This is a genomic window from Jejuibacter sp. L23 (genome assembly GCF_050815825.1).
Taxonomy (GTDB): Bacteria; Pseudomonadota; Gammaproteobacteria; order Enterobacterales; family Enterobacteriaceae; genus Jejubacter; species Jejubacter calystegiae.
This window is the reverse complement of sequence record NZ_CP138199.1, coordinates 1,899,972-1,923,665: the sequence shown is the minus strand read 5'-3', so window position 1 is coordinate 1,923,665 and position 23,694 is coordinate 1,899,972. Positions and strand designations below refer to the sequence as shown.

Below are 23,694 nucleotides of genomic sequence, written 5' to 3'. Positions count from 1 at the left end.
ATATAAAACCAATAACAGTAGTAACCACCTCATTTTAAACAGGGCTTCGGCCCTGTTTTTTTATGAGCTGACTCCGTTTCCACAGAGTTTGATGTCCGCCGCTCTTTTTCCTGCTAACGGTTGGCATTTTGTTGATCAGCCGTTAACCTGATAAACGAACTCCCTTCTGATACCAATGGAACCTCGTCATGTTTGAAAACATAACCGCAGCCCCAGCCGATCCCATTCTTGGACTGGCCGATCTCTTTCGTGCCGACGATCGCCCGAACAAAATTAACCTCGGTATTGGGGTCTATAAGGACGAAACAGGTAAGACACCCATTCTGACCAGCGTGAAGAAAGCAGAACAGTACCTGCTGGAGAATGAAACCACCAAAAACTACCTGGGGATTGATGGCATCCCGGAATTTGGACGCTGCACCCAGGAGCTGCTGTTTGGTAAGGGAAGCGCGATTATCGACGCCAAACGCGCCCGCACCGCCCAGACCCCGGGTGGGACCGGCGCTCTGCGCGTCGCCGCCGATTTCCTGGCGAAAAACACCAGCGTTAAGCGCGTGTGGGTCAGCAACCCCAGTTGGCCGAACCACAAAGGGGTCTTCAGCTCCGCAGGCCTGGAAGTGTGCGAATACGCATACTATGACGCGGAAAACCATACCCTGGATTTTAACGGCCTGCTGAGCAGCCTGCAGCGCGCAGAGCAAGGCGACGTGGTGCTGTTCCACGGCTGCTGCCACAACCCGACCGGTATCGATCCCACTCTGGAGCAGTGGCAGCAGCTGGCAAAACTCGCGAAGGAAAAAGGCTGGCTACCGCTGTTCGACTTTGCCTACCAGGGCTTTGCCCGCGGCCTGGAAGAGGATGCCGAAGGTCTGCGCGCCTTTGCCGATCTGCATCAGGAACTGATTGTCGCCAGCTCCTATTCCAAAAACTTTGGCCTCTATAACGAGCGCGTCGGCGCCTGCACCCTGGTCGCAGCAGACAGCGACCAGGCAGACCGCGCCTTCAGTCAGATGAAATCCTGCATTCGCGCCAACTACTCTAACCCGCCGGCTCATGGCGCATCCGTTGTAGCAACCATCCTCAGCAACGACGCGCTGCGCGCTATCTGGGAGCAGGAGCTGACCGATATGCGCCAGCGCATTCAGCGTATGCGCCAGCTGTTCGTTAACACACTGCAGGAAAAAGGCGCCAGTCGCGACTTCAGCTTTATCACTCGCCAGAATGGCATGTTCTCTTTCAGCGGCCTGACCAAAGATCAGGTACTGCGCCTGCGTGAAGAGTTCGCCATCTATGCCGTCGCCTCGGGACGCGTTAACGTTGCGGGCATGACCCCCGATAACATGGCGCCGCTGTGTGAAGCCATCGTCGCGGTGCTGTAGTCCCTCGCAATGAAAACGCCCTGACCATTACGGTCAGGGCGTTCTTTATATACGGCGGGATAATTTCGTCGAGAACAGCGCTACGCGGCGTTTAGCTGACGCCCTGTAAAAACGGATTATGCAGTCGCTCTTCACCGAGCGTTGAGAGCGGGCCGTGACCTGGAATAAAGGTAATCTCATCCCCCAACGGCAGCAGTTTGTTCTGAATAGAAGCAATCAGCTGGTTGTGATCGCCACGCGGGAAGTCGCTACGCCCGACGCCCCCTTTAAAGATCACATCACCGGAGATCAACAGTCGTGAGACCGCATCAAAAAAGACGATATGGCCGGGTGTATGCCCGGGGCAGTGCAGAATCTGAAGCGTGACCTTACCCACGGTGACAGTATCGCCCTCTTCCAGCCAGCGGTCAGGCGTCAGCGGTTGGCACTCTTCCAGACCGAACATCCGGCTTTGCTGTGGTAACCCCTGAAGCCAGAACTCGTCCTCTTTCTGAGGACCGATAATCGGCACCTCATAGTGCGCCGCCAGCTCTGCTGCCGCGCCCACGTGGTCCAGATGGCCGTGAGTCAGCAGGATCTGAGTGACCGTCACCGCCTGAGCACTGACCTCTTCCCTGATAAGCTCCGCATCGCCGCCGGGATCCACCAGCGCCGCCAGTCGGGTTTCAGGGCACCAAATCAGCGAACAGTTCTGAGAGAACGCCGTTACCGGAATAATGTGATAGTTCATACCGCTCCCATTGCGCCCGTCACCGGGCCTTTCGTTAATTACCAGTGCCTTACCGGCCCGGTATCAATATGCACAAAGTTGCTACGTGGGTAGTATCCTACACCACCTGCGCGCATAGATAACGCGGCTTTGCGGACATTGCTTAACGAAAGACCTTCGATGTGGAAATCCATCGCCTGGCCTTTGGTATGGTAGCTGTGTTTCGCCACGCCCGAACTGCGGGCGCGCAAGTGATTGTTGGTCGCCGGCGAGCGGTAACCGGAGATAAGCTGCACCGGTTTACTGGTTCCCAGCAGCCCCTGAAGGCGGTATAGCTGGTCAAACAGACCGGGGTCGATGATCTTAATCTTGTTGGCGCGAAAATCGCGGAAGAAGTGGTTTAAGCGACTCAGCTCATCCTGGATATAGTGTCTGCCGTCAAAAAATTCGGCTTTGATCGTCTCTCCGGTATGGAGATTGTTCATGGTCAGGATGCGCGGACGCGGCGTAGAGAGTGTGGCAAATGCAGAGGTCGGCAAGATGGCTACACCCAGGGCAGCCCCCCCCAACGCCAGCAATTTGCGGCGGTTAGCGTCGAATTTATCCATGATATCCGGGTCTACAGGTAAAAATAAAAATGGAACAATAAATATGCACTTCTAGCGCACTCAGGCGCACCTTAACCGCCAAATCACAAGACGTCAAGATCGCGCCAGCCCGTGTCCTGCGGGCTCTGTAGCGATTCCAGCCCGCGAATGACACAAATTTACGACAGTTAATTTATTAGAATTACTGCATTTACTGGATGAGTTTTTGCGCTTTTGCCAGGATTTGTGCGCCCGATCGCGCGGTGAGATCGTAATTGTAAATATCTGTTCGAAATGCGGTCCGTCCGTCGTTATCGACAAATGCGGTCAGATAGTACAGATTTACCGGAATTCGCTGGCGAATGTTGACATAGCGGGTATTCCCCTCCTGAAGCGCGGAAGAGACGCGCGACGAATTCCAGCCGGCATCCTGCAGCAGCATTCCTGCCAGTTCAGAGGCCTTATTGACCCTGACGCATCCCGAACTCAACGCCCGCTCGCTCTTGTTAAACAGCGCATGGTTTGGCGTATCGTGCAGATAGATGGCATCCGAACTCGGCATATTGAATTTATAGCGTCCCAGCGAATTATGGGGACCAGGCGCCTGCTGGAAGCGGAACGGAAGATTCGATGGGGTAATGGTCGCCCAGTCCACCTGCCAGGGATTAATCGCAGCGTTACTATTCCAGCCTCTCAGCACCTTGTAGTTATGGCGATCGAGATAGCCCGGATCGCGCCAGACCTTTGGCAGAATATCCTTGCGCGCCATGCTCATCGGCACGTTCCACGGTGGATTCACCACGACGTTATTCAGCGCACTGCTCATCATCGGCGTCTTGCGGTCGGGTCGCCCGACGATCACCCGGGAAGCCAGGGTCAGATTGCCGTCCAGGTAGTAAACCAGCGAGTAGTCGGGAATATTAACCAGAATACCGGTACGAGTCTCGCCCGGCAGCAGGCGCAGACGCTGAATATTAAGCGCCAGCAGTGCGGCGCGCTGCTGCGGCGTCACGTTAAGCCAGTAACGCGTCGACGGCCCGATGACGCCGTCAGGCCCCAGCCCCTGCCAGGTCTGAAAGCGTTTTACTGCCGCCACCAGTTGACTATCGTAGGGCTGATTCGCACCGGAAGTCTCCTGCGATGTACTGACCGCGCCGTCGTCGTCCAGCATACCGGTGTTGCGTAGAATCTGGCGCAGCGCCGGAACGTCGCGGCTCCACTCGCCGGGACGCAGCGTTCTGCTAGCGTTCAACTGCGGCCACGGACGTTTATCCTGTAGCAGCTGGCGCAGCGATTGATGCATCTCGCGATACCAGGGGTGCTGCGGCGCCAGCCCTTCCACGAAGGGGGCCAGACGGTCGTTATCGACGGCCAACTGCCACTGGTTGATCACTGACAGCGGCGGCAGCGCCATCTTCCAGGCGCTCTCGCTGTATAACCAGCGATTACCCTGTGTCGGCATCGACGCGATAAAGTGCAGATACCCCAACAGCGCATCGGAAAGCACGACATCGCGCGCCATTCCCTGAACAGCAGGATCGGTCAGTGTTTCAACCCAGTTGCTGAAGCGAGGATGAACGCCTGCAATAGCGATTTCCGCCAGCTGTTGTTCAAAGGCACGAACCGCCTGAGCGTTACCCCACATGGGCTTCATGTCGCGTGCCACATAAAGCTGCGCCAGAGCGTCGGAATAGACCGGCGTATAGCCGGACGGCAGTACAGACTGCAGCCGCGCGCGGCTATCGGCTGCCGTGGTACCGTCATTGCCCGGCTGGCTGCCGTACAGCATCGCCATCGCCGGCGATGCGGGCGCGGTTTGCATCAGCCCGGGGTGTTCCAGGGTCGTTTCAGTACCATCAGCCGGTACCACGGCAGGCTCATCGGCCAGGGTGCTGGTCAGCGGCATCAGTCCCAGGCCCAGCGCCACGGCAGCAGCCAGTCGCTGGCGGCCCCAAAAATTCATAAGCAACATCCCTTGCCCCCTAATTCATCGCCTTTGCGTCAAAATGACAGGCTCTTACTCTCAGTATATAAAGAGAAAAATGGCTTTGCAGCGCCGAATGTAAAGAAATTTAAAGACACGAAACCACAAAGTCAATGGAAGAAAAAGAAGAGGCCCCTCACCGGAGGGGCCTCTTTGTCAGTCACCGTCAGGAAGCATCCGCATCCGGCTCATCATCCTCGTCGGGTTCCGCGACCACTGGCTCGCTGCGCGGTAGCGTTTCAGGCAATGTCGCAGCAAATCCGCGTAGCCCCACCACGTGGACGTGTTCGATGTTCTGAACCACCTTACGCACCAGTTTATAGGTAGTCCCTTTCTCGGGGCTGATGTTCTCCGGCGCCGCGATCACCAACTGCATCTCCAGACGTTCACACAGTTCGAACAGGGTGTTGATGGAGCGGGCATCAAGACGCGCCGCTTCATCAAGGAACAGCAGACGGCACGGCGAGATATCCTTGCCGCGCAGACGACGAGACTCTTCCTCCCAGGACTGCACCACCATCACCAGAATCGACATACCGGTACCGATAGCCTCACCGGTAGAGAGCGCGCCACTCTCGGCACGCAGCCAGCCGTCCGAGCCCCTGTTGACTTCCACTTCCATCTCCAGATAGTTGCGGTAATCCAGCAGCTCTTCACCGATGGTTTGCGCTGTACGGTTGCCCATATCAATCTGCGGATTCAGGCGCTGGTACAGCTTCGCCAGGGCTTCAGAGAAGCTCAGACGGCTGCTGTTAAACAGATCCTGATGCTGTTCATGCTCAGCAGACAGCACCTCCAGCAGGGTCGCATGGGCCTCACGCACGTTAACGTTGAGCCGCACGCTGTTCACCTGGCCAAAGGAGACGCTCTGTAGCCCCTGGTTGAGCATACGAATACGGTTCTGCTCGCGCTGGATGGTTTTGCGAATAATATTCGCCACGCTACGTGAGCTGATGGCCAGTTTCTGCTCGCGGGAAGTCAGCTCTTCCGTCAGGCGACCCAGTTCGATCTCCATCTGTTCGATGGCCTCGACCGGATCGTCGGTGCGAATAATATCCTGACGAATACGCTCGCGCAGATGCTGGTAGACCGCCACGAAGAACTGAATCTTACGCTCCGGCCGCTTCGGATCTTCCGACATGCGCAGTACGTCGCGCAGATGTTCGTTATCCGCCACCGCCTGACGCAGGGCACCGAGCGCCTTATCCGACATGGAACGCAGATCGTCGCCGGACTGATAAGCCAGCTCGCGGCGATGCAGACGCTTCTCGACGCCGTTTTCCTTCACCATACGCATTACCGCGCACCAGCCCGCCTTGGAGCTCACCACCTGCTCGCGCCTCTCGCGATAATCACGCTCCTGGCGCTTCAGGCGGCGGTTCAGGTTTTCCATTTCCGCTTCGCAATACGTCAGCTGTTTTTCCAGTTGGTTGCGGCGGGCACGGTTGTTACTGAGCGCAGTATGCAGCTCATCGCGACGCGCCCTGGCGCGCTCTTCTGCACCAGCATCGGCGCGCACGCCAATATCTTTCAGCTCACGGTAGAGATCGGCCAGCAGTTCGCGTTTGGTATCGAACGAACTTTTCAGCGAGGCCAGCAATTGATGGTACTGACTAAGCTGCGCGGCGTGGCTGCGCAGCGCTTCGCGGGCACGAGTTCGCTCGCTTTCCGCCTGCTCCAGACGACGGCGCAGCTTCTCGTTCAAATCGCTATTACCGCTCAGCATCTCCGCAGAGTCGCTGTAGCTGAAGTGAGCACGACGCTGCACCACTTCGGTCAGAGCAAAGGCCTGCTGACGGGCTTCACGCTGTACCTGCTGGGCATATTCATAATCTTGTTTCAGTTGTTCGAACTGCTCAGGGTCGTTTTGCAGAACCGATGCCACCTGCTCCAGGCGAATCAGTTGGTTGCCGTGCTGCTGAATAAAGCGCGTGGCTTCCTGCGCTTCGTCCAGACGCTCCTGAATTTCGTCGCAGCGATCGGCCAGGGTTTCATCTTCCAACAGACTCTGGCGCGGCAGCAGGCGGTTAAGCGCCGCCACGCCCTCTTTCGCCAGTTCGTACTGGGCCCGCTGCTGCTGGTTGTCGCTTTCGTGGTTGTTCAGCGCCCGCTCAATGTCGGTTTTACGGCTATTGAGCTGACGGATTTCCGCTTCGGGATCGTCTTCAAACGCCACCGACAGGTGCTGACCAATAAAGCGGCTGAAGGCCTGATGCAGACGCTGGGTTTTCTGAACGTCGAACGCCAGTGTGGCATAGCGCTCAGCCAGAGTTTCGCGTTCGGCATGCAGTTTTTCAATCCGGTTTTCGCGTGCAGCGCGACCAAATAGCGGCACTTCCGGGAAGCGGGAATAACGCCACTGGCGATCCGCCACTTTAACGACCACCGCCCCTTCCAGCTCTTCCGCACCGAAGACGCTATCATCAAAGGACTGCGGATCCCCTTCGATCAGATAGAGATCTTCCGGGCAGTCTTCCAGCGCGTCGAGCTGTTCGCGAATCAGCGAGAGATCCGGCACCACGATAGCGTGGCGCGACGGGCCGTACAGCGCCGAGAAGTACGGCGCGTCTTCAAGGCTGACATCATCGTAGATTTCTGACAGCAGCACTCCGCCGAAACGCTCCGCCAACACGCTCAGGCGGCCGTCATCGGCACCGCCAGGCTGGCTCAGGCGTTCGATCTCTTCATCGACGGCGTTTTTACGGGCGCCGACTTCGTCGCGCTCCACGGTGGCTTCGCGCTCACGCTCCAGCAGTTGCTGGAGATACTCTGTCACTTCCGAACCGCTGGCGAACTCTTCACCGCTCTGCTCGCTAATCTGGCTCAGGCTGTTACGGGCCGCCAGCCAGACTGGCGCACGCTGGGTCAACAGACGAATTCGCCCCTGTAGCTGCTCCAGCTCCTGGCGCAGGTTCATGCGCTGTTCGCTGGCCTCGCTGACGCTGTCCTGCAGATCGGCGATGCGCGCTTCCAGCTCCTGCTGCAGCATCTCCAGCTCATCAGGCTGATACTGGCGTCCCTGACGTTTGCAGAATTCCGCCAGCAGACGTTCCGCCTCCTGCTGTTCGCGCAGGCGCTGCTCCAGTTCGCTCAAACGCATCCGCAGCCCCTGGGCCTGCTCCGCCTGATAGCGCTGTTCAGAGGCCTCGCGCAGCAGATCGCGCGCCACAGACCAGGCATCGCCACGGCTGACCGGGCCATGAATGGCCTCGACCAGCTTAAAAGCCTGCTCGAACTGGCTGTGGGCGGTCTGGGAAACGCTCATCTTCTGATCGAGATCGAGCAGCTTTTCGGTAGCCTCCTGCTCGCGCGCCTGGAAAGTTTCCTGCCATTCGGCAGCGCTTTCAGGCGCCAGATCCGGCAGGTGGCACAGCTCCCGGGCGCGTTCCAGCGCCTGTAGCGCCTGCTGGTACTGGATCGCACGGGTCTGCTGCACGTCGAGGGCCTGCTGGTAATCGGCGAGCTGGCTCTTCAGCTCGTCCACTTCCAGCTCCGCCGCTTCGGCGCGGGCCTCGTTTTCTTCCTGCATCTCCTGAGATTCAGCGACAATCTCACTCTGCTCTTCAAGGCGAACCTGTAGCTCTTCCAGATCCCCTTCATAGCGTTCGATTTTTTCCTGCTGACGTAGCGCGGTCTGCACCAGGTTCAGGTGATCGCTGGCCGCCTGATAATCAGTTTCCAGATCGCCTTCGGCCCCGGCGTGTTCCGCCAGTTCGCGCGCCATCTCTACGTGCTTATACTGTTCGGTGGCCAGTTGCTGGCGCCCGGTATAGAGCTCACGCCGTAGATCCAGCGCCTGATCCAGATGGATGCGCCGCTCGTTGGCGTGGCGCATATAATCCGCCGCCACGTAGTTGGTCGCTTCGGAAATCAGGTGCTTAAACAGATCGCGATCCGACTGGGTAACGCGGATGGCCTCAAGGGTCATGCGGTTTTCGCGCAGCGCCGCTTCCATATCCTGGAACGCCTTACGCACGCCGCCGTTTTCCGGCAGCAGGTAGTCGCGCAGGGAGCGGGTAATAGCGCTGGAAATACCACCGTACAGCGAAGCTTCGATCAGTTTGTAGTACTTACTACGATCGGAAGCCGAACGCAGACGACGCGCCACGACGCCAAGATCGAACATCAGCGAGTGGTAGTCGGTGATGGAGTTAAACTGCTTGAACTGCACTCCCTCCATCGCTTCCATTTTGTCGCGCAGCTCCTGGAGCGTCAGCACCCGAGCCTGGCGATCGTTCAGGGTTTCGGTCAGCAACTGGGTCGGCTGAATCGCCGTCGGCAGACCCTGAATGGCGAAGGGTTTGATATCCACTTTGCGGTCACGACCGGCGATCTGCTGCAGACGCACCCCAACCACCACACGCTGATGACGCGAGTTGACCACATCCAGCACCGAATAACAGACGCCGGCGCGCAGCTTACCGTGCAGCCCTTTATCGCGCGAGCCGGAAGTCGCCCCGGCTTCGGTGGTGTTACGGAAGTGCAGCAGCGTCAGATCGGGAATCAACGCCGTGACAAAGGCCGCCATGGTGGTAGATTTACCGGCGCCGTTTCCTCCGGACAGGGTGGTGACCAGTTCATCCAGATCGAAAGTACGCGCGAAGAAACCATTCCAGTTAATCAGCGTCAGCGAACGAAATTTACCGCGTTCAATCATTGTCATCCTCGACGTTATCCTGGGAAGCCTCATCACTGTCGTCATCATTCAGCTGCAGATGGGACTCAACGGGCATCGCCTCGCCATCCCGAATAATGCGCAGCTGCGCCTCGCGCGGGTCATCTCCGGTACGCACATCGGCGCCAAACCGAAACACCGACTCCATAATCCGGAACTTGCTGCTGTCGTGACCGGTAAACCAGACCATGCCAAGGCGCCGCAGCCGGTTCAGCGAAGCGCGCATTTTTTCCTGCAGCTTCTGCCTGTCGAGATCCGAACCGGTAGAGCGATTATTCACCAGTTTCAGCAGCTTGCTCTCATCGGCCAGCGCCAGCAGTTCATCATAGAGTTCCTGCTGAGTAAAAATTCCTTCGTTCGCCAGGCGTTCCGGGCTGAGATAGAGATAACAAAGGATCTTACCCACCAGCATATCCAGTTCGGAAAGCACCGAACGCGGAATCAGCGTAGTAGAACGCGGACGCAGATAGAAAAAGCCCTCCGGCGCGCGGATAAGCTCCACGTTGTAGCGGGCATAGAACTCTTCCAGTTGTTCCTGGAAATCCATTAAAAAGGCGTGGTTATCCAGCTCATCCAACCCGATATGACGGCCAGATCGCAACTGGCTGTCGAGAGCCGGAAACAGTGGATTCGCCAGCGCCTGCGCCAGTTTAACTGGCATTAGTTGTTCAATATTTATCGATGACATGCGCCTGTACCCTGGCTCCGTAATCATTAATCGGCTGCCACGGAGCTGGCATACCGAGGAAATCTGCCCCTGCCACGCCCAGACGCACGGCCTGGTCGACGACAATACGCGCCACATCGAAATGACGGGCGCGCGGATATTGCGCCAGATACTCACGCATCACAACGCTGAGATCCAGCGGCACGTCCTGCTCTTTGTAGACTTTTAAAGCCTCTTCGATCATGCCGGCCAGCTGTTCGCGAATCTCGTTAAACTCTTCGAACTCCAGATCTACCGGCAGTTCACCGGTGACCTCTTCGTCGCGCAGCGCCATCTCTTCGTCGCGCATATCGAGCAGACGATCGGCCGAAGCATGGGTCAGCGCCCATGGCGCGTCGAAGTAGTTCTGTACCGACAGGCGCAGACGCTGGGCGAACACCCGGTTCTTATCCATATCGATTGCGGTACGGATAAATTTATGCACGTGGCGGTCGTAACCGATCCACAGATCCATCGCCTGCTGACCCCAGCTGACGATACGATCGAGCTTACTTTGCAGCTCATAGACCAGCCGACTAACGAAGTGCAGATCCTCACGGCCTATAATGGCCTCCTGAACCTGCAGCAGATTTGCCTGCAGCTTGTCGCCCGCCGCTTCCAGAGTGTCCTGCAATTCGCGCAGGGTGCCGGAGGTTTCCGACAGTAGAAGCTCACAGCTGCTAATCGCCGCGCGCCAGTCTTTATTCAGCAACTGAGCGATATCGTCTTTCACCTGCTGCTGCTGTTCGTCCATCACCCGCTGGGTCAGGTCGATACTGTCGAAAATCTCCGCCACCGAATATTTCAGCGGCGCAAAGACATTGCGGTGCCAGTGGAACTCGTCGCCCCCTTCCACGGCGGCGTCCGCCGCCCCTTTCAGTTCGCCCGCCACGACAGAAAGCTGCATGGAAAGGCGCAGCGTCGAAAACTCGCGCTGGCGGATATAGTAGTCGGTAATACCGATGCCCAGCGGCGTGAGGCGGTAAATGGCATTCCCTTCCGTCAGTTCACTGGTAAAGCGGTTAAGCAGGCGCTGGCGCACCATATCATTGATCGCATTATTGGCGCGCTGGGCGATGGTCTCGCCGCTCTGTCCATACGCGTCACTAACATGGCGAAAGGCGTCAACCAACTCCCCTTCACTCAGTTCCCCATCCAGCCGCTCGCCGTTCAGCGTGGCGATCGCCAGCAAAAAAGCCAGCCTGTCGCCAGGCAGCGAGATGGAGAAATCATTTTTTCTGGCCCAGGCAACCAGTTCTGGTACTGTCTGGGAAAAATCACTCATAGTTTATCCCTGATTTTCCGGCTTTTGTGCTGTTACATGAATGTAACGCCCCAGACTTATCCAGGGCTCCTGGCGGCAGTATGCGGTCTCCAGCGCCAGAAGTTGCTCAAAACATTCGCGTTGCTGCTGCTTTTCCCGCAGATAATCGTGAAACACCCGCACACCGGTCTTACCGGTAATAAGCCAGCCAATCTGCTCCAGCCAGTCATAGACTTGCTCCGGCCGCAGCGGATTGTCCGGCGACAGGGTGCGTTTTTTACGTTTGGCCATGCCCTGCTGTACGTAAGCGAAATTACCGGCCACCATATTATGCAGCAGCAGGCCGTTCGCATTATAAAACATCAGCGACAGGGCTCCGCCTGGTTTCAGACAAGACCACAGGATGTCCAGCATCGACCGGGGATCCGAAACCCACTCCAGCACCGCGTGAAACAATATCAGATCGACGGGGCTTTCCAAATAATGCACCACCTCCTGAGCAGAACAATGTATGAAATGCATGTTCCCGCTCACACCTTTCTGCTCCGCCGCCTGCCGGGCGCGCGCCACCATTTCCGCAGAAAGATCGCACAGCGTCACCTGATGCCCCAGCGCCGCCAGCCGACAGGCCATCTGCCCGGCTCCGCCACCGGCATCGAGAATGCGTAACGGTCGGGCAGGCAGCGTCGCCAGCAGCGGCTCAAGATCCTGCCACAGAATAGCCTGACGCAGCTGGCCTTTGGTGGTGCCGTATATATTGCGGGCAAATTTTTCAGCCATGTCATCAAAATTGCGATCGCTCATCGCAACAGATCCCCGCTCTAAAGCCCCCATCGGGCAAAGGCGCTATTTTGTCATACCCGGGCGGATAATGAACCCTTATGATGTATGATCACGGGGTTTTAACCGCTATATGGTCAAAAAAGGAACCGGATTTGCTGCTTTTTGAACTCAAAAAATACCTCGGCGGCCTGCTGCTGCCGCTCCCTTTTCTGATGTTGCTGATGGGCATCGCTATTGTGCTGGTGTGGTTCAGCCGCTGGCAGAAAACCGGGCGTACCCTGCTGACTCTGAGCTGGCTGGCACTGCTACTGCTGAGCCTGCAGCCGGTGGCCGACAGACTGCTGAAACCAATTGAATCGCGCTACCCTACCTGGCGCGGCGGACCGCCCGTCGAGGATATTGTGGTATTGGGCGGCGGTTACACCTGGAACCCGGAATGGGCGCCCAGCTCCAATCTCATCAACAATAGCCTGCCGCGGGTGGCTGAAGGTGTTCGACTGTGGCTGGCGAATCCGGGATCGCGGATGATCTTTACCGGCTATTCTGCCCCGACTAATCCGGTTACCACCGCCGAGGCTGGCGCCAGGGTGGCGGAAAGCCTCGGCGTGCCGCGTAGTGCGATTATCACGCTGGACAGCCCCAGGGATACCGAAGAAGAAGCCGCCGCAGTGGCTCAACTGCTGGGGGATAAACCCTTCCTGCTGGTGAGCTCTGCTTCGCACCTGCCCAGAGCGATGATCTTCTTCCAGCGCCAGGGGCTGCACCCTATTGCCGCCCCGGCCAATCAACTGGCGATTACCTCGCCGCTGCAGACCTGGGAGAAAGTGATGCCCTCCCCCCTGTGGCTCATGCATAGCGATCGCGTGGGCTATGAAACCCTGGGCCGCCTCTGGCAGTGGCTAAAAGGCCGTTCAGCTCAACCAGGGGAGTAACTCTTTGGCGGCGCGATCAAAGGCGGGGCGATTCATATGGCCATTGGTCACCAGACACGCCACCTCGCTCCACAGCAGATAGAGCCAGCGCCGCCACAGGAAGGATTCTGCTACCGGCGCCCGCTTCAGGTAGTGCCAGAGCAGGCTTTCCGGCATGCCCGATTCCCACAGCCGGAACAGTTCATACTCTCTGGGCGCCCACAGCGTCACGCCGGGATTGATTGCGGCAATCAGTTGGTCACTGTGCGGGCATCCTTAAGAAAACTGCGTAGGGTCAGATTGCCGTGCACCATCACCGCTACATCGTCAGCGTCATCGAGCAATAATTCCAGCGACGCCCTGGCACGCCACAGAGTACGCATATCCTGCATCGACAGCCCGGTATTGGTGAACTGGCCCAGGGTGCTCCATAGCACCTCAATCCGCTGTCGATACCACCTGGACCAGCTGTTGTGCTGAATACTGTCGATATCCCCCACATAACCGCCGCTGTCCACCCGGTGCCAGCTCAGGAGCGCTTCAACGATTTGATCTTTCAGGTGTGTCCAGCGCTCGGGAGTGCGGGCAGGCGCCTCCACCGATACGCCCCGCAACCGCTCCATCAGTAACAGCTCCTGACCGACGCGATCGTCATGGGTCATAATGCCGTAGACCACCGGCAGGCGCAGGCTGCCATGGCGCGCCAGCTGCGACATTTTCAGGCCGCACCGGGCGGCCAGTCCCGGAGAGCTAAAACATTTCGCCAGCAGCGGCAACGGATTACCCTGACTGTCGTAGAGCGCCCAGAGCACCGAATCCGGCGCTTCGCTGACGCACTCCAGACGGCTTAGCGTCTCTCCCAGTAAATGACTCAGTTCCCTGCGCAAACGTTCCATGACCTGGATACCTCCGGAAATACCTGGTCTTTATAATGGTACCGATGGCGGTGAAATACCCCCCACCAGATCAAATCCATACCGGGTGGCATAAAAAAACCTCCGTATCGGAGGTTTTTCTGGTTTAGCCCATCGCGGCGCGGACCCGTTCAAGGTCTTCTGGCGTATCCACGCCGGTGCCGGGCACCTTCCGGGCCACTGCGACATGGATTTTTTCGCCGTACCACAGCACCCGAAGCTGCTCCAGTTTTTCTAGCTGCTCAAGCGGGCTGGGCGCCCAGCTAACGTAGCGGCGGATAAAGCCAGCGCGATAGCCATAGATACCAATATGTCGCAACAGCGAATCGCCAGGCTCTTCGCGGGAGCGGGCAAAACGGTCCCGATCCCAGGGAATGGTGGCGCGGGAGAAATAGAGCGCGAAGCCTTTACTGTCGCACACCACCTTTACCGCGTTCGGGTTAAAAGCCTCTTGCGCATCCTCAATTGGCACCGCCAGCGTGGACATCCCCACGCCGCTGGCAATCAGGTTTTCCGCTACCTGACGCAGGTTTTCCGGCGGAATCATCGGCTCATCGCCCTGTAGATTCACAATCGGGGTATCATCGGCAAAGCCGCATTTTTCCACGACTTCTGCCAGACGCTCGGTACCAGACTCATGGTCGGCGCGAGTCATGCAAACTTCGCCCCCTGCGGCTTCAACGGCTTTCGCCACGTCCGTATGGTCAGTCGCTACGATAATACGCGTTGCGCCAGATTCCCGGGCACGTTCCAGTACGTGAACGATCATCGGTTTGCCGTGAATATCCATCAGCGGCTTGCCCGGCAGGCGGGATGACGCATAGCGGGCAGGAATAATGGCGACAAAACTCATGGGTTAGTCTCTTCCGCGCTGAGTGAACGGGCCTCGGTTTCCAGTAACACGGGAATACCGTCGCGCAGCGGAAATGCCAGGCTGTCTGGCTTGCAGATCAGCTCCTGCGTCTCTTTATTGAACCAGAGTTTGCCGTTACAGACCGGACAGGCCACGATTTCAAGTAGGCGATGATCCATAAATCCTCCAGAATGGACCGGGTAGCATAAGACGTTCAGCATACCACAGGCATGCCGGGAATTTCCCAGCCTTTGCCCCACCGCACCGCCAGTGCCTGAGGAAGTTGACCACAGACGATGCGGGTCGCCCCCTGCCAGCACGCAAAATCGCTTATCATCGTCTGTATCCCATCAATCATGCTTTGCCCAACGCGCACCTTTGACTCCAGCCACAGACCGATAATTTCCAGTACCCCGTCACGTCGCGCCATTCTGGCGTCCATGCGCCCCACCAGCTCGCCGCGCCACAGCAGGGGCAGCACAAAATAGCCGAACTGGCGTTTTGGCGCAGGCGTGTAACATTCCAGCCGGTAACGAAAACCGAACAACTGTTCGGCACGCTTACGGTCCCACACTACGGGATCAAACGGCGAGAGTACGGCTCCATGGGTGGCGCGTAACCGCCCGCTGCACGCGCGATCCAGTAGCGGTGCCAACGAGTGGTGCACCCACATCTCCCCCAGTCCTTCAACATCCACCGCAATTATCTGCTGGCGCTGCTGCCACTCTGCCAGCAGCGGCGACAGCGCCACGTGACGCAGGCGATAATAATCAGCCAGCCATCCGGGGCGAAAAATCCCCAGACTACGGGCGCTGTTTTCCAGCATTCTTCGTTCAGCATCCGGTCTGGGGAACAGGTCTCGCTCATCCTGCCAGTCGGGCATCACCCGGCGGGCCAGGTCGTAAACACGCTGAAAGTTGCGGCGCTCGCGAACCATCAGGCGGCCATCGGTAAACAGCCCTTCCAGATGACGCTTGTGCGGCTTCCAGTCCCACCAGCCGCTGCTGCCCTTACGCGGATGCTCAAAGTCGGCAGCGCGTACCGGGCCATGATGTTCGATATGGCTTAGTAGCGCTTCGATCTCCTGCTGATGTTCACGCATCCAGTGAGCCCGGTACTTCCACCCCATCTTTTCCGGCTCCAGCATCCGGTGGCGTACCAGTGCGAAGTCACCCCGGGGGAGAAAGCAGGCCTCATGGGCCCAGTATTCGATGAGATCGCCGCGTGCCAGCGCTTCGTCCAGCCAGTTTATGGGATATGTGCCCAACCGACTGAACAGCACCAGATAAGGGCTACGGGCAACAACGTGAATGGTGTCAATCTGCAACAGGGACATACGAGAGATGGCTGCCAACAGCGCCTGTGGTCCGGTAGCGCGCCGCGGTTTTAGCAACAGCCCCTGGGCTGCAAGATGGAGCCGACGGGCGGCTCGCAGTGAAAGGGGAATTCTGGTCACGGGACTCCTCTACGCCTTCAGGCGTCAGGACCGCATACCACCACAGCGCGGCCTTAACGCACCAGGTTAAGTAGGTCGGTCATCAGGCGTTCTGCCTGTGAGCCGGTCAGTTGCGCCTCAACTGGCAGATACCACCAGTTTTCCCGGGCGAAGCTACGGCATTTAACTGCGTCCTTTTCAGTCATTAATAACGTCTGATCCGGCTGGCAGAAGCTGCTGACCTGCGCTTCGCTGAGGGCTTGATGATCCGCCAGCGCCAGGGTATTCACCGGCGTTACGCCGCACTGTTCAAGGGTAGCGAAAAAACGCGGCGGATGACCAATACCGGCCATGGCGACGACATCATGAAGTTCACGTGCCGGGCATCGCTCGCCGGTGAGCAGATTAACGGCATCGCCAGGCACCAGGCGCATCGCGATTTCACCGGGGCGCGGTTGACCGCCGTTGGCAATCACCGCATCCACGGACTTCAGTCGCCCGGCACGTTCGCGCATCGGCCCGGCCGGTAACCACCAGCCGTTACCGAAGCGACGCACGCCATCAACGACCACCACCTCTTTATCGCGCGCCAGCGCATAGTGTTGCAGGCCATCATCGGTAATCACGATCTGCGGCGGCGTTTCCAGCGCCAGCAGCGCCTGCACCGCCTGACTACGCACCGGCGCCACCGCCACCGGCGCACCGGTACGCTGATAAATCAGTAACGGTTCATCACCTGCTTCGAGGCTGGAGGTCTGCGGCGTTAGCAGTAGCGGATACTGTGAAGCCTTACCGCCATAGCCGCGAGAGACCACGCCAGGGCGTATGCCGCGCTGCTGGAGTTGTTCCACCAGCCACACCACCACCGGCGTTTTCCCGTTACCGCCCGCGGTCAGGTTGCCCACTACCACAACCGGCACCGGCGCCTTCCAGACCTTACTCCAGCCCAGCCGGTAACCCAGTCGTCGCACGCCACTTATCAGCCCATACAGCAGGGATAACGGCAGCAACAGTAGCCAGAGCGGCGATCGTCCGGACCAGATCTTCTCTATCATTGGCCAAACTGCATCCGGTGAAGCTGGGCGTAAACACCTTTATGCTCCAGCAGTTCGGTATGTGAACCCCGTTCCACAATTAGCCCATCTTCCACCACCACGATCTGATCGGCCTGTTCGATCGTAGACAGGCGGTGAGCAATCACCAGCGAGGTACGGTTTTTCTGGAGTTCATCCAGCGCCGCCTGAATGGCGCGTTCAGATTCGGTATCCAGCGCTGAAGTGGCTTCGTCAAGGATCAGAATCGGACTGTCGCGCAGTAGCGCACGCGCGATGGCGATACGCTGACGCTGACCGCCGGAAAGCAGCACCCCGTTTTCGCCAATCACCGTATCCAGCCCCTCGTCCATCTTCTCGATAAAGTCCATGGCATAGGCCATGCGCGCCGCCTTCTCGATATCCTCGCGGCTGTACTGTTCAGTACGCGCATAGGCGATATTGTTAGCGATGGTATCGTTAAACAGATGCACATTCTGAGAGACCAGCGCAACCTGGTCACGCAACGATGCCAGGGTATATTCGCGAATGTCATTGTTATCGATACGAATTTCACCCTTATCGATATCGTAGAAACGGGTGATCAGACTGGCTATCGTCGACTTACCGGAGCCGGAACGCCCTACCAGCGCCACCGTTTTGCCCGCCGGAATGGTCAGGTTGATATCGCGCAACGCCGGCGTTTCGCGGCCCGGATAGCTGAAGGTCACATCGCGGAACTCAATATCGCCCTGAGAACGTTTGATAACCTTAGTACCGGTATCCTTCTCCTGTTCGGTGTCGAGAATACTGAACAGGGTCTGGCAGGCCGCCATACCGCGCTGGAACTGGGCGTTAACGTTAGTCAGCGATTTCAGCGGACGCATCAGCGCAATCATAGACGAGAAGACCACGGTGATAGTCCCTGCGGTCAGGTTTTCCATCACGCTGGGAAAGCTGGCGGCATAGAGTACAAATGCCAGCGCCAGGGAGGCAATAAGCTGGATCAGCGGATCGGAGATAGAGGTGGCGGAAACCATACGCATCCCCTGCTGACGCATTTTATTGCTTACCTTGTTAAAACGCTCTGCTTCCACCTGCTGACCGCCGAAAATCAGGACCTCTTTATGGCCTTTCAGCATCTGCTCAGCGCTGGTGGTCACCTGCCCCATGGTGTTCTGCATGTTCTTACTGATGCTACGAAAGCGTTTGGAGACCACGCGAATGGCGAAGGAAACGATGGGCGCCAGCACGATCAAAATCATCGACAGCTGCCAGCTGTAGTAGAACATCATAATGAACAGGCCGATGATAGACGCCCCTTCGCGCACCACGGTAATCAGAGCGCTGGAAGAGGAAGAGGCCACCTGCTCGGAATCATAGGTAATACGCGACAGCAGCGTACCGGTGGACTGCTTATCGAAAAAGGCCACCGGCATGCCCATCATATGGCCAAACAGGCGGCGACGAATTGTCATGACCACCTTTCCGGAAACCCAGGAGATGCAGTAGCTGGATATATAGCTGGTCACGCCACGCAGAACCATCAGCCCGATGACCACCAGCGGCATCCAGAGCAGCACGGAACGGTCAGTTTTACCAAAGCCGTCATCCAGTAACGGTTTGAGCAGCGATAGCATAAAGGTATCGCTGGCTGCATTGAGGATTAAGGCTATCCCTGCCACGATCAGACCTGTTTTAAAAGGTGCAATGACTGGCCACAGTCGGCGGAAAGTCTGCCATGTGGAGAGATCTTTATCGTTGTGCATTAAGTCGAACCAGCTGTTAGCATTGATGAAATAGCCGCATATTCTACCTGTTAACCGGGGCCACGCCAAACCACTGATGGTACCAACGGGGCAAAATTTGCGCTCTGAAGCTCGTCAGGCGTGGTTTTTCCTCCCCAAAGCGTAGCGTAATCTGGCCGTGTCGCGCCGTGTCATACCATGCGATATTGCGCTGCCGATAGCGCCTGACCACAACCACAGAGGGCAACCGCCAGGCGCTGTAGCGCGCCAGAGAAGCGATGGCCAGTTCCGGATTTACCTGACGCAAAAGCGCTGGCGTGGAGGAAGTACGGCTACCATGATGGGGGACCTGCAGCACATCGGCACGCAGCGCTTTGCCCTGACTGCGGACCATGGCCTGCTCAGCGATGTTTTCGATATCGCCGGTCAGCAGAATACTGTGGCGCCCGTCGCTAATCTTCACCACGCATGAACGATTATTGCCCACCCCGCGCCAGCTGCGAGGCGGCCAGTGCACTGAAAAATCCAGTTCCTGCCACCGCCAGCGCATCCCCTGCCAACAGGGCATATGGTCTTTTTCACCCAACGAGCTTCGCACCCGCATCATTGGCCAAATCGCGCGCAGGCTGGCCAGCCCGCCGCTGTGATCCAGATGCTCATGGCTGAGTATCAGTCTCTGGGGCACCAACCCCTGCCAGCGTAGCCAGGGGGCGATGATACGCTGACCGGCATCGCCTCCCGGCCAGCTATTACCGCTGTCATACAGCAACGCCCGCCCGTTGCGCTCCACCACTATCGCCAGCCCGTGGCCAATATCCAGCATATGTACCTGCCAGCCTGGCTGCGCGGTCTGGCGCCATAAAGGCGTACCCAGTAATGCCAGAATCCCCAGCGTCAACCCGGGAAAATAGCGCCACCCCCACAGGCGCCACAGCACCACGCCAAACCAGGGAAACAGCATGACGGCAACGGCGCGGGCGTCCAGTTCCAGCCACCCGGCAGGCAGTGCGTTCAGGCAGTAAAATAGCGCCGCCAGCGAGCGATCCGCCATCCACAGAAATCCGTAAGCCAACGACGGTATCGCCAGCGTCAGCAATGCGGCCAGAATCAGCGGCACCGTGACCAGCGAAACCAAGGGTACCGCCAGTAAATTGGCAACCCAGGCGGTCAGACTGACGCCATGAAAAATGGCCGCCTGGAGCGGTAACAGCAGCAACCCAATTCCCAGCTGCAGATGACACAACCCCAATGGGTAACGTAGCAGTAGCGGAAGGCGTTGCCCGGTAAAGGGCATCCACTGATACCAGAACAGCAGTCCGGCCACCGCACCGGCGGAAAGCAGGAAACTGTCGGAAAGCAGCGCCATGGGATCGGCAAACAAAATGCCCGCTACACAGCATAGCCAGACCCGCCAGCCGTGCCAGTCACGCCCACTCAACCGCAGTAGCGCCCAGATGATCAGCGCCCACATGCTGCGCAGCGCTGGCGGTTGCGCGCCAGCCAGCCAGGTGTAGCTCAATGCCAACAGCAGGCTGGCCAATAGCGGGAAGCGCCAGCCGATTCTCACCGTGCCCAGCAAAGGCTGAACCAGACGCGCCAGTAGCCAGCCAACGCCCGCCGCCAGGCCAATATGCAGCCCGGATATCGCCATCAGGTGCGCCGTGCCGGTATCACGCAGTAGCGTTTTGATCTCTGCGGAAACCTCCGCACGTTCGCCAAACGCCAGCGCGATCAGCGTCTCCTGCCACACAAGCCCCTGAGTTAGCGCCCGGGTGTGTGCCATCAGTCCCTCACGAGCGCCACAACCGGCGGTAATACGGCTGGCGGAGACAACTCGCCCTCGTAGCACCTCGCCACGGGCTACCCCATAACGCTGGGCATCGAATCCCCCCTGATTGAGCCGGGCATGAATCGGCGACAGGCGCAGCGTCATGCGCCAGCGCTGGCCAGGACAAACGGTTTCATCGGTGGTAAACTCCTGGATCCTCACCATGGGCCCCGGAGTAAACCAGCGCAAGCCGCTGTGCAGTAGCTGTACCTGACGTACCTGCCCTGCTTCAAGGCGAGTGACGCTCACCTCAGCCTCAAGCGGATGTTTGGTCAACGCATAGGCTGGCCACAGCGCAGCATGCGCTGCCAGCACTCCCCAACAGGCAACACACAGAACCAGCGCCAGATAGCCGCCTGCCCGTGGCGCTAACCACGTACCACACCCGGCGCAGCAGCCCGCTATCGCCATCAGCCCATATATCCATCCCGGCCCCGGTAACGACGGTAACCACAGCAATGGCGCCAGGCCAATTAACACACACAGAGACACTCCCGTAACCGACACCGCCACCTCCTTTTTCATCCAGTCTGGCGGCGGTGTACCGCATCGTCATCCACGTGATTTCAGGACTGCGTACCGGTTTCCGGTAAACAGGCACGGCAGTGCAACAGCGACAGACATCATGGAAGCGGAATTCAGAAACTGAACCAACGGGCAGGCGCGACATCGGGCAGGTAGAAAAGAAAAAGGGCGCCCCTCAGGGCGCCCTCTGGCAGCAGTCAGACTGTGCTTAACCGTAAATATTAGCGCGATCGCGTAACTCTTTACCCGGCTTAAAGTGGGGAACGTATTTACCTTCCAGTTCCACCTTGTCGCCCGTTTTCGGGTTACGCCCAACGCGCGGCGCGCGGTAGTGCAAGGAGAAGCTGCCAAACCCCCGGATTTCAATACGCTCGCCCTGGGCAAGAGTAGAGGCCATATGTTCCAGCATCTCTTTTACCGCATCTTCCACGGTTCTGGCCGGGATATGGGTGTGCTGGCTGGCAAGTCTTTCAATCAATTCTGACTTGGTCATGTTTCCTCCGGTTTCCTTCAGGAATAGATTTTACAGCTCTCATCGAATAAAGGCGGCCGTAGCCGCCTTTTATTTAGCGCCCTTACGGGATTACTCGCCTTTCGCCGCTTTGAAAGCTTCAGCCATAGCGTTGGTGAAGTTGCCTTCTTCCTGCTTGTTGTTCACAGAAGCGATAGCATCTTTCTCGTCAGCTTCGTCTTTCGCACGAACAGACAGGCTGATAACGCGGTTTTTACGATCAACGCCGGTGAACTTAGCTTCAACGTCGTCGCCCACGCTCAGAACCTGAGTGGCGTCTTCGATACGGTCGCGAGAAGCTTCAGAAGCGCGCAGGTAACCCTCTACGCCGTCAGCTAATTCTACTGTAGCACCTTTCGCGTCTACAGCAGTCACTTTACCGTTAACGATCGCACCTTTCTTGTTCAGCGCAACGTAGTTGTTGAACGGATCTTCTGCCAGCTGCTTAACGCCCAGGGAGATACGCTCACGCTCTGCGTCGACCTGCAGAACCACGGCTGCGATTTCATCACCCTTCTTGTACTCGCGAACGGCTTCTTCGCCAGCCACGTTCCAGGAGATGTCAGACAGGTGAACCAGACCGTCGATGCCGCCGTCCAGGCCGATGAAGATACCGAAGTCAGTGATAGACTTGATTTTACCTTCAACGCGATCGCCCTTGTTGTGGGTCTCAGCAAACTGCTGCCACGGGTTGGCTTTGCACTGCTTCAGGCCCAGGGAGATACGGCGACGCTCTTCGTCGATGTCCAGAACCATAACTTCCACAACGTCGCCCACATTAACAACTTTAGACGGGTGGATGTTTTTGTTGGTCCAGTCCATTTCGGAAACGTGAACCAGACCTTCAACGCCTTCTTCGATTTCAACGAAGCAGCCGTAGTCGGTCAGGTTGGTAACGCGACCAGTCAGGCGGGTGCCTTCCGGATAACGCTTAGCGATAGCGACCCACGGATCCTCGCCCAGCTGCTTCAGGCCCAGGGATACACGAGTACGCTCGCGGTCGAACTTCAGCACTTTAACAGTGATTTCGTCGCCCACGTTGACGATTTCGCTCGGATGCTTAACGCGCTTCCAGGCCATATCAGTGATGTGCAGCAGGCCGTCAACACCGCCCAGATCAACGAATGCACCGTAGTCAGTGAGGTTCTTAACGATACCTTTAACTTCCATGCCTTCCTGCAGGTTTTCCAGCAGCTGATCGCGCTCGGCGCTGTTTTCAGACTCGATCACCGCACGGCGGGAAACAACAACGTTGTTACGCTTCTGGTCGAGCTTGATTACTTTGAATTCCAGCTCTTTGCCTTCCAGATGCACGGTGTCGCGTACCGGACGCACGTCTACCAGGGAACCCGGCAGGAACGCACGAATGCCGTTCAGCTCAACAGTGAAGCCGCCCTTGACTTTGCCGTTGATAACACCAGTAACGGTTTCTGCTTCTTCGTAGGCTTTTTCCAGCATCAGCCATGCTTCGTGACGCTTGGCTTTCTCACGAGACAGCAGGGTTTCACCGAAACCGTCTTCTACTGCATCCAGAGCAACGTCAACTTCGTCACCCACCTGGATTTCAAGTTCGCCCTGGGCGTTTTTGAACTGCTCAGCCGGAATGGCAGACTCAGACTTCAGACCGGCGTCAACCAGTACAACGTCTTTGTCGATAGCAACAACAACACCGCGAACAATGGAACCCGGACGGGTTTCGATTTCTTTCAGGGACTCTTCAAAGAGTTGAGCAAAAGATTCAGTCATGTTTAATCTTCAGGATCACTTTTTAACGTCCACCTGGCTTCATGCCGGATGGGGTTGTTTAACATGCCCGCAAACACTCCATTGCCGCGGGTACTGCAAATTCTG

At 57.8% G+C, this 23,694-nt stretch carries 17 protein-coding genes and 1 pseudogene; 2 read left to right on the top strand and 16 right to left on the bottom strand.

Annotated features, from left to right (window positions below):
• Positions 1–188: 188 nt before the first annotated feature.
• Complete coding sequence (locus SCU88_RS08835; protein WP_175339771.1) at positions 189–1,379, top strand: aromatic amino acid transaminase; 1,191 nt, start codon at positions 189–191, stop codon at positions 1,377–1,379.
• 91 nt (positions 1,380–1,470) lie between these two features.
• Here SCU88_RS08835 and SCU88_RS08830 read toward each other — a convergent pair whose 3' ends face one another.
• The 7 genes from SCU88_RS08830 to cmoM all read right to left on the bottom strand — a co-directional run bounded on the left by SCU88_RS08830 (position 1,471) and on the right by cmoM (position 12,108).
• Positions 1,471–2,109 carry an MBL fold metallo-hydrolase gene (locus tag SCU88_RS08830; protein WP_175339770.1) on the bottom strand — a complete coding sequence of 213 codons (639 nt, stop codon included), beginning with the start codon at positions 2,107–2,109 and terminating at the stop codon, positions 1,471–1,473.
• Between the two features lie 38 nt (positions 2,110–2,147).
• A complete protein-coding gene (locus SCU88_RS08825; RefSeq protein WP_138096665.1) occupies positions 2,148–2,696 on the bottom strand; it encodes a YcbK family protein in 549 nt (182 codons plus the stop codon).
• A 190-nt stretch (positions 2,697–2,886) separates the two neighbouring features.
• On the bottom strand, positions 2,887–4,647 hold the full coding sequence (gene ldtD / locus SCU88_RS08820) for a L,D-transpeptidase (protein WP_175339769.1): 1,761 nt from the start codon (positions 4,645–4,647) through the stop codon (positions 2,887–2,889).
• A 178-nt stretch (positions 4,648–4,825) separates the two neighbouring features.
• Complete coding sequence (gene mukB / locus SCU88_RS08815; protein ID WP_175339970.1) at positions 4,826–9,316, bottom strand: chromosome partition protein MukB; 4,491 nt, start codon at positions 9,314–9,316, stop codon at positions 4,826–4,828.
• The gene (mukE, locus tag SCU88_RS08810) at positions 9,309–10,022 is read right to left on the bottom strand and encodes a chromosome partition protein MukE (protein WP_138096654.1); all 714 of its coding nucleotides are present in this window, start codon (positions 10,020–10,022) and stop codon (positions 9,309–9,311) included. Before mukE ends, mukB begins: the two co-directional genes overlap by 8 nt.
• Positions 10,003–11,325 (bottom strand): chromosome partition protein MukF, encoded by a 1,323-nt coding sequence (gene mukF / locus SCU88_RS08805; RefSeq protein ID WP_138096652.1) that lies wholly within the window; start codon positions 11,323–11,325, stop codon positions 10,003–10,005. The genes mukE and mukF overlap by 20 nt, the downstream gene beginning before the upstream one ends.
• Before the next feature lie 3 nt (positions 11,326–11,328).
• On the bottom strand, positions 11,329–12,108 hold the full coding sequence (cmoM, locus tag SCU88_RS08800; protein WP_138096650.1) for a tRNA uridine 5-oxyacetic acid(34) methyltransferase CmoM: 780 nt from the start codon (positions 12,106–12,108) through the stop codon (positions 11,329–11,331).
• 134 nt (positions 12,109–12,242) lie between these two features.
• Between cmoM and elyC the strand changes: the two genes are divergently transcribed.
• Complete coding sequence (gene elyC, locus SCU88_RS08795; protein WP_175339969.1) at positions 12,243–13,019, top strand: envelope biogenesis factor ElyC; 777 nt, start codon at positions 12,243–12,245, stop codon at positions 13,017–13,019.
• Here elyC and SCU88_RS08790 read toward each other — a convergent pair.
• The 9 genes and pseudogenes from SCU88_RS08790 to rpsA all read right to left on the bottom strand — a co-directional run bounded on the left by SCU88_RS08790 (position 12,999) and on the right by rpsA (position 23,589).
• Positions 12,999–13,894: pseudogene (locus tag SCU88_RS08790) on the bottom strand (phosphotransferase). The gene elyC and the pseudogene SCU88_RS08790 sit on opposite strands and share 21 nt — an antisense overlap.
• Before the next feature lie 124 nt (positions 13,895–14,018).
• Positions 14,019–14,765: a 3-deoxy-manno-octulosonate cytidylyltransferase gene (gene kdsB, locus SCU88_RS08785; protein ID WP_138096646.1), complete on the bottom strand. Its 747-nt coding sequence runs from the start codon at positions 14,763–14,765 to the stop codon at positions 14,019–14,021.
• Entirely contained in the window at positions 14,762–14,944 is a 183-nt protein-coding gene (ycaR, locus tag SCU88_RS08780; protein ID WP_138096644.1) for a protein YcaR, read from the bottom strand. Before ycaR ends, kdsB begins: the two co-directional genes overlap by 4 nt.
• 35 nt (positions 14,945–14,979) lie before the next feature.
• Positions 14,980–16,221 carry a DNA glycosylase AlkZ-like family protein gene (locus SCU88_RS08775; RefSeq protein WP_175339768.1) on the bottom strand — a complete coding sequence of 414 codons (1,242 nt, stop codon included), beginning with the start codon at positions 16,219–16,221 and terminating at the stop codon, positions 14,980–14,982.
• A 53-nt stretch (positions 16,222–16,274) separates the two neighbouring features.
• Complete coding sequence (gene lpxK, locus SCU88_RS08770; protein WP_175339767.1) at positions 16,275–17,255, bottom strand: tetraacyldisaccharide 4'-kinase; 981 nt, start codon at positions 17,253–17,255, stop codon at positions 16,275–16,277.
• On the bottom strand, positions 17,252–19,000 hold the full coding sequence (msbA, locus tag SCU88_RS08765; protein WP_138096638.1) for a lipid A ABC transporter ATP-binding protein/permease MsbA: 1,749 nt from the start codon (positions 18,998–19,000) through the stop codon (positions 17,252–17,254). Before msbA ends, lpxK begins: the two co-directional genes overlap by 4 nt.
• A gap of 43 nt (positions 19,001–19,043) precedes the next feature.
• Positions 19,044–21,314, bottom strand: a complete 2,271-nt coding sequence (locus tag SCU88_RS08760) for a DNA internalization-related competence protein ComEC/Rec2 (RefSeq protein WP_431810113.1) — start codon at positions 21,312–21,314, stop codon at positions 19,044–19,046.
• A 226-nt stretch (positions 21,315–21,540) separates the two neighbouring features.
• Positions 21,541–21,825, bottom strand: coding sequence for an integration host factor subunit beta (gene ihfB, locus SCU88_RS08755; protein WP_138096634.1), 285 nt, complete (start codon positions 21,823–21,825; stop codon positions 21,541–21,543).
• A 90-nt stretch (positions 21,826–21,915) separates the two neighbouring features.
• Complete coding sequence (gene rpsA / locus SCU88_RS08750) at positions 21,916–23,589, bottom strand: 30S ribosomal protein S1 (RefSeq protein ID WP_138096632.1); 1,674 nt, start codon at positions 23,587–23,589, stop codon at positions 21,916–21,918.
• Positions 23,590–23,694: the final 105 nt, after the last annotated feature.

Bases quoted from the DNA above. Each gene is read 5' to 3' on its own strand.
- mukE (WP_138096654.1), bottom strand. From the start codon at position 10,022: ATGTCATCGATAAATATTGAACAACTAATGCCAGTTAAACTGGCGCAG.
- cmoM (WP_138096650.1), bottom strand. From the start codon at position 12,108: ATGAGCGATCGCAATTTTGATGACATGGCTGAAAAATTTGCCCGCAAT.
- SCU88_RS08835 (WP_175339771.1), top strand. From the start codon at position 189: ATGTTTGAAAACATAACCGCAGCCCCAGCCGATCCCATTCTTGGACTG.
- rpsA (WP_138096632.1), bottom strand. From the start codon at position 23,589: ATGACTGAATCTTTTGCTCAACTCTTTGAAGAGTCCCTGAAAGAAATC.
- SCU88_RS08830 (WP_175339770.1), bottom strand. From the start codon at position 2,109: ATGAACTATCACATTATTCCGGTAACGGCGTTCTCTCAGAACTGTTCG.
- ycaR (WP_138096644.1), bottom strand. From the start codon at position 14,944: ATGGATCATCGCCTACTTGAAATCGTGGCCTGTCCGGTCTGTAACGGC.
- mukF (WP_138096652.1), bottom strand. From the start codon at position 11,325: ATGAGTGATTTTTCCCAGACAGTACCAGAACTGGTTGCCTGGGCCAGA.
- kdsB (WP_138096646.1), bottom strand. From the start codon at position 14,765: ATGAGTTTTGTCGCCATTATTCCTGCCCGCTATGCGTCATCCCGCCTG.
- ihfB (WP_138096634.1), bottom strand. From the start codon at position 21,825: ATGACCAAGTCAGAATTGATTGAAAGACTTGCCAGCCAGCACACCCAT.
- lpxK (WP_175339767.1), bottom strand. From the start codon at position 17,255: ATGATAGAGAAGATCTGGTCCGGACGATCGCCGCTCTGGCTACTGTTG.
- SCU88_RS08825 (WP_138096665.1), bottom strand. From the start codon at position 2,696: ATGGATAAATTCGACGCTAACCGCCGCAAATTGCTGGCGTTGGGGGGG.
- ldtD (WP_175339769.1), bottom strand. From the start codon at position 4,647: ATGTTGCTTATGAATTTTTGGGGCCGCCAGCGACTGGCTGCTGCCGTG.
- msbA (WP_138096638.1), bottom strand. From the start codon at position 19,000: ATGCACAACGATAAAGATCTCTCCACATGGCAGACTTTCCGCCGACTG.
- mukB (WP_175339970.1), bottom strand. From the start codon at position 9,316: ATGATTGAACGCGGTAAATTTCGTTCGCTGACGCTGATTAACTGGAAT.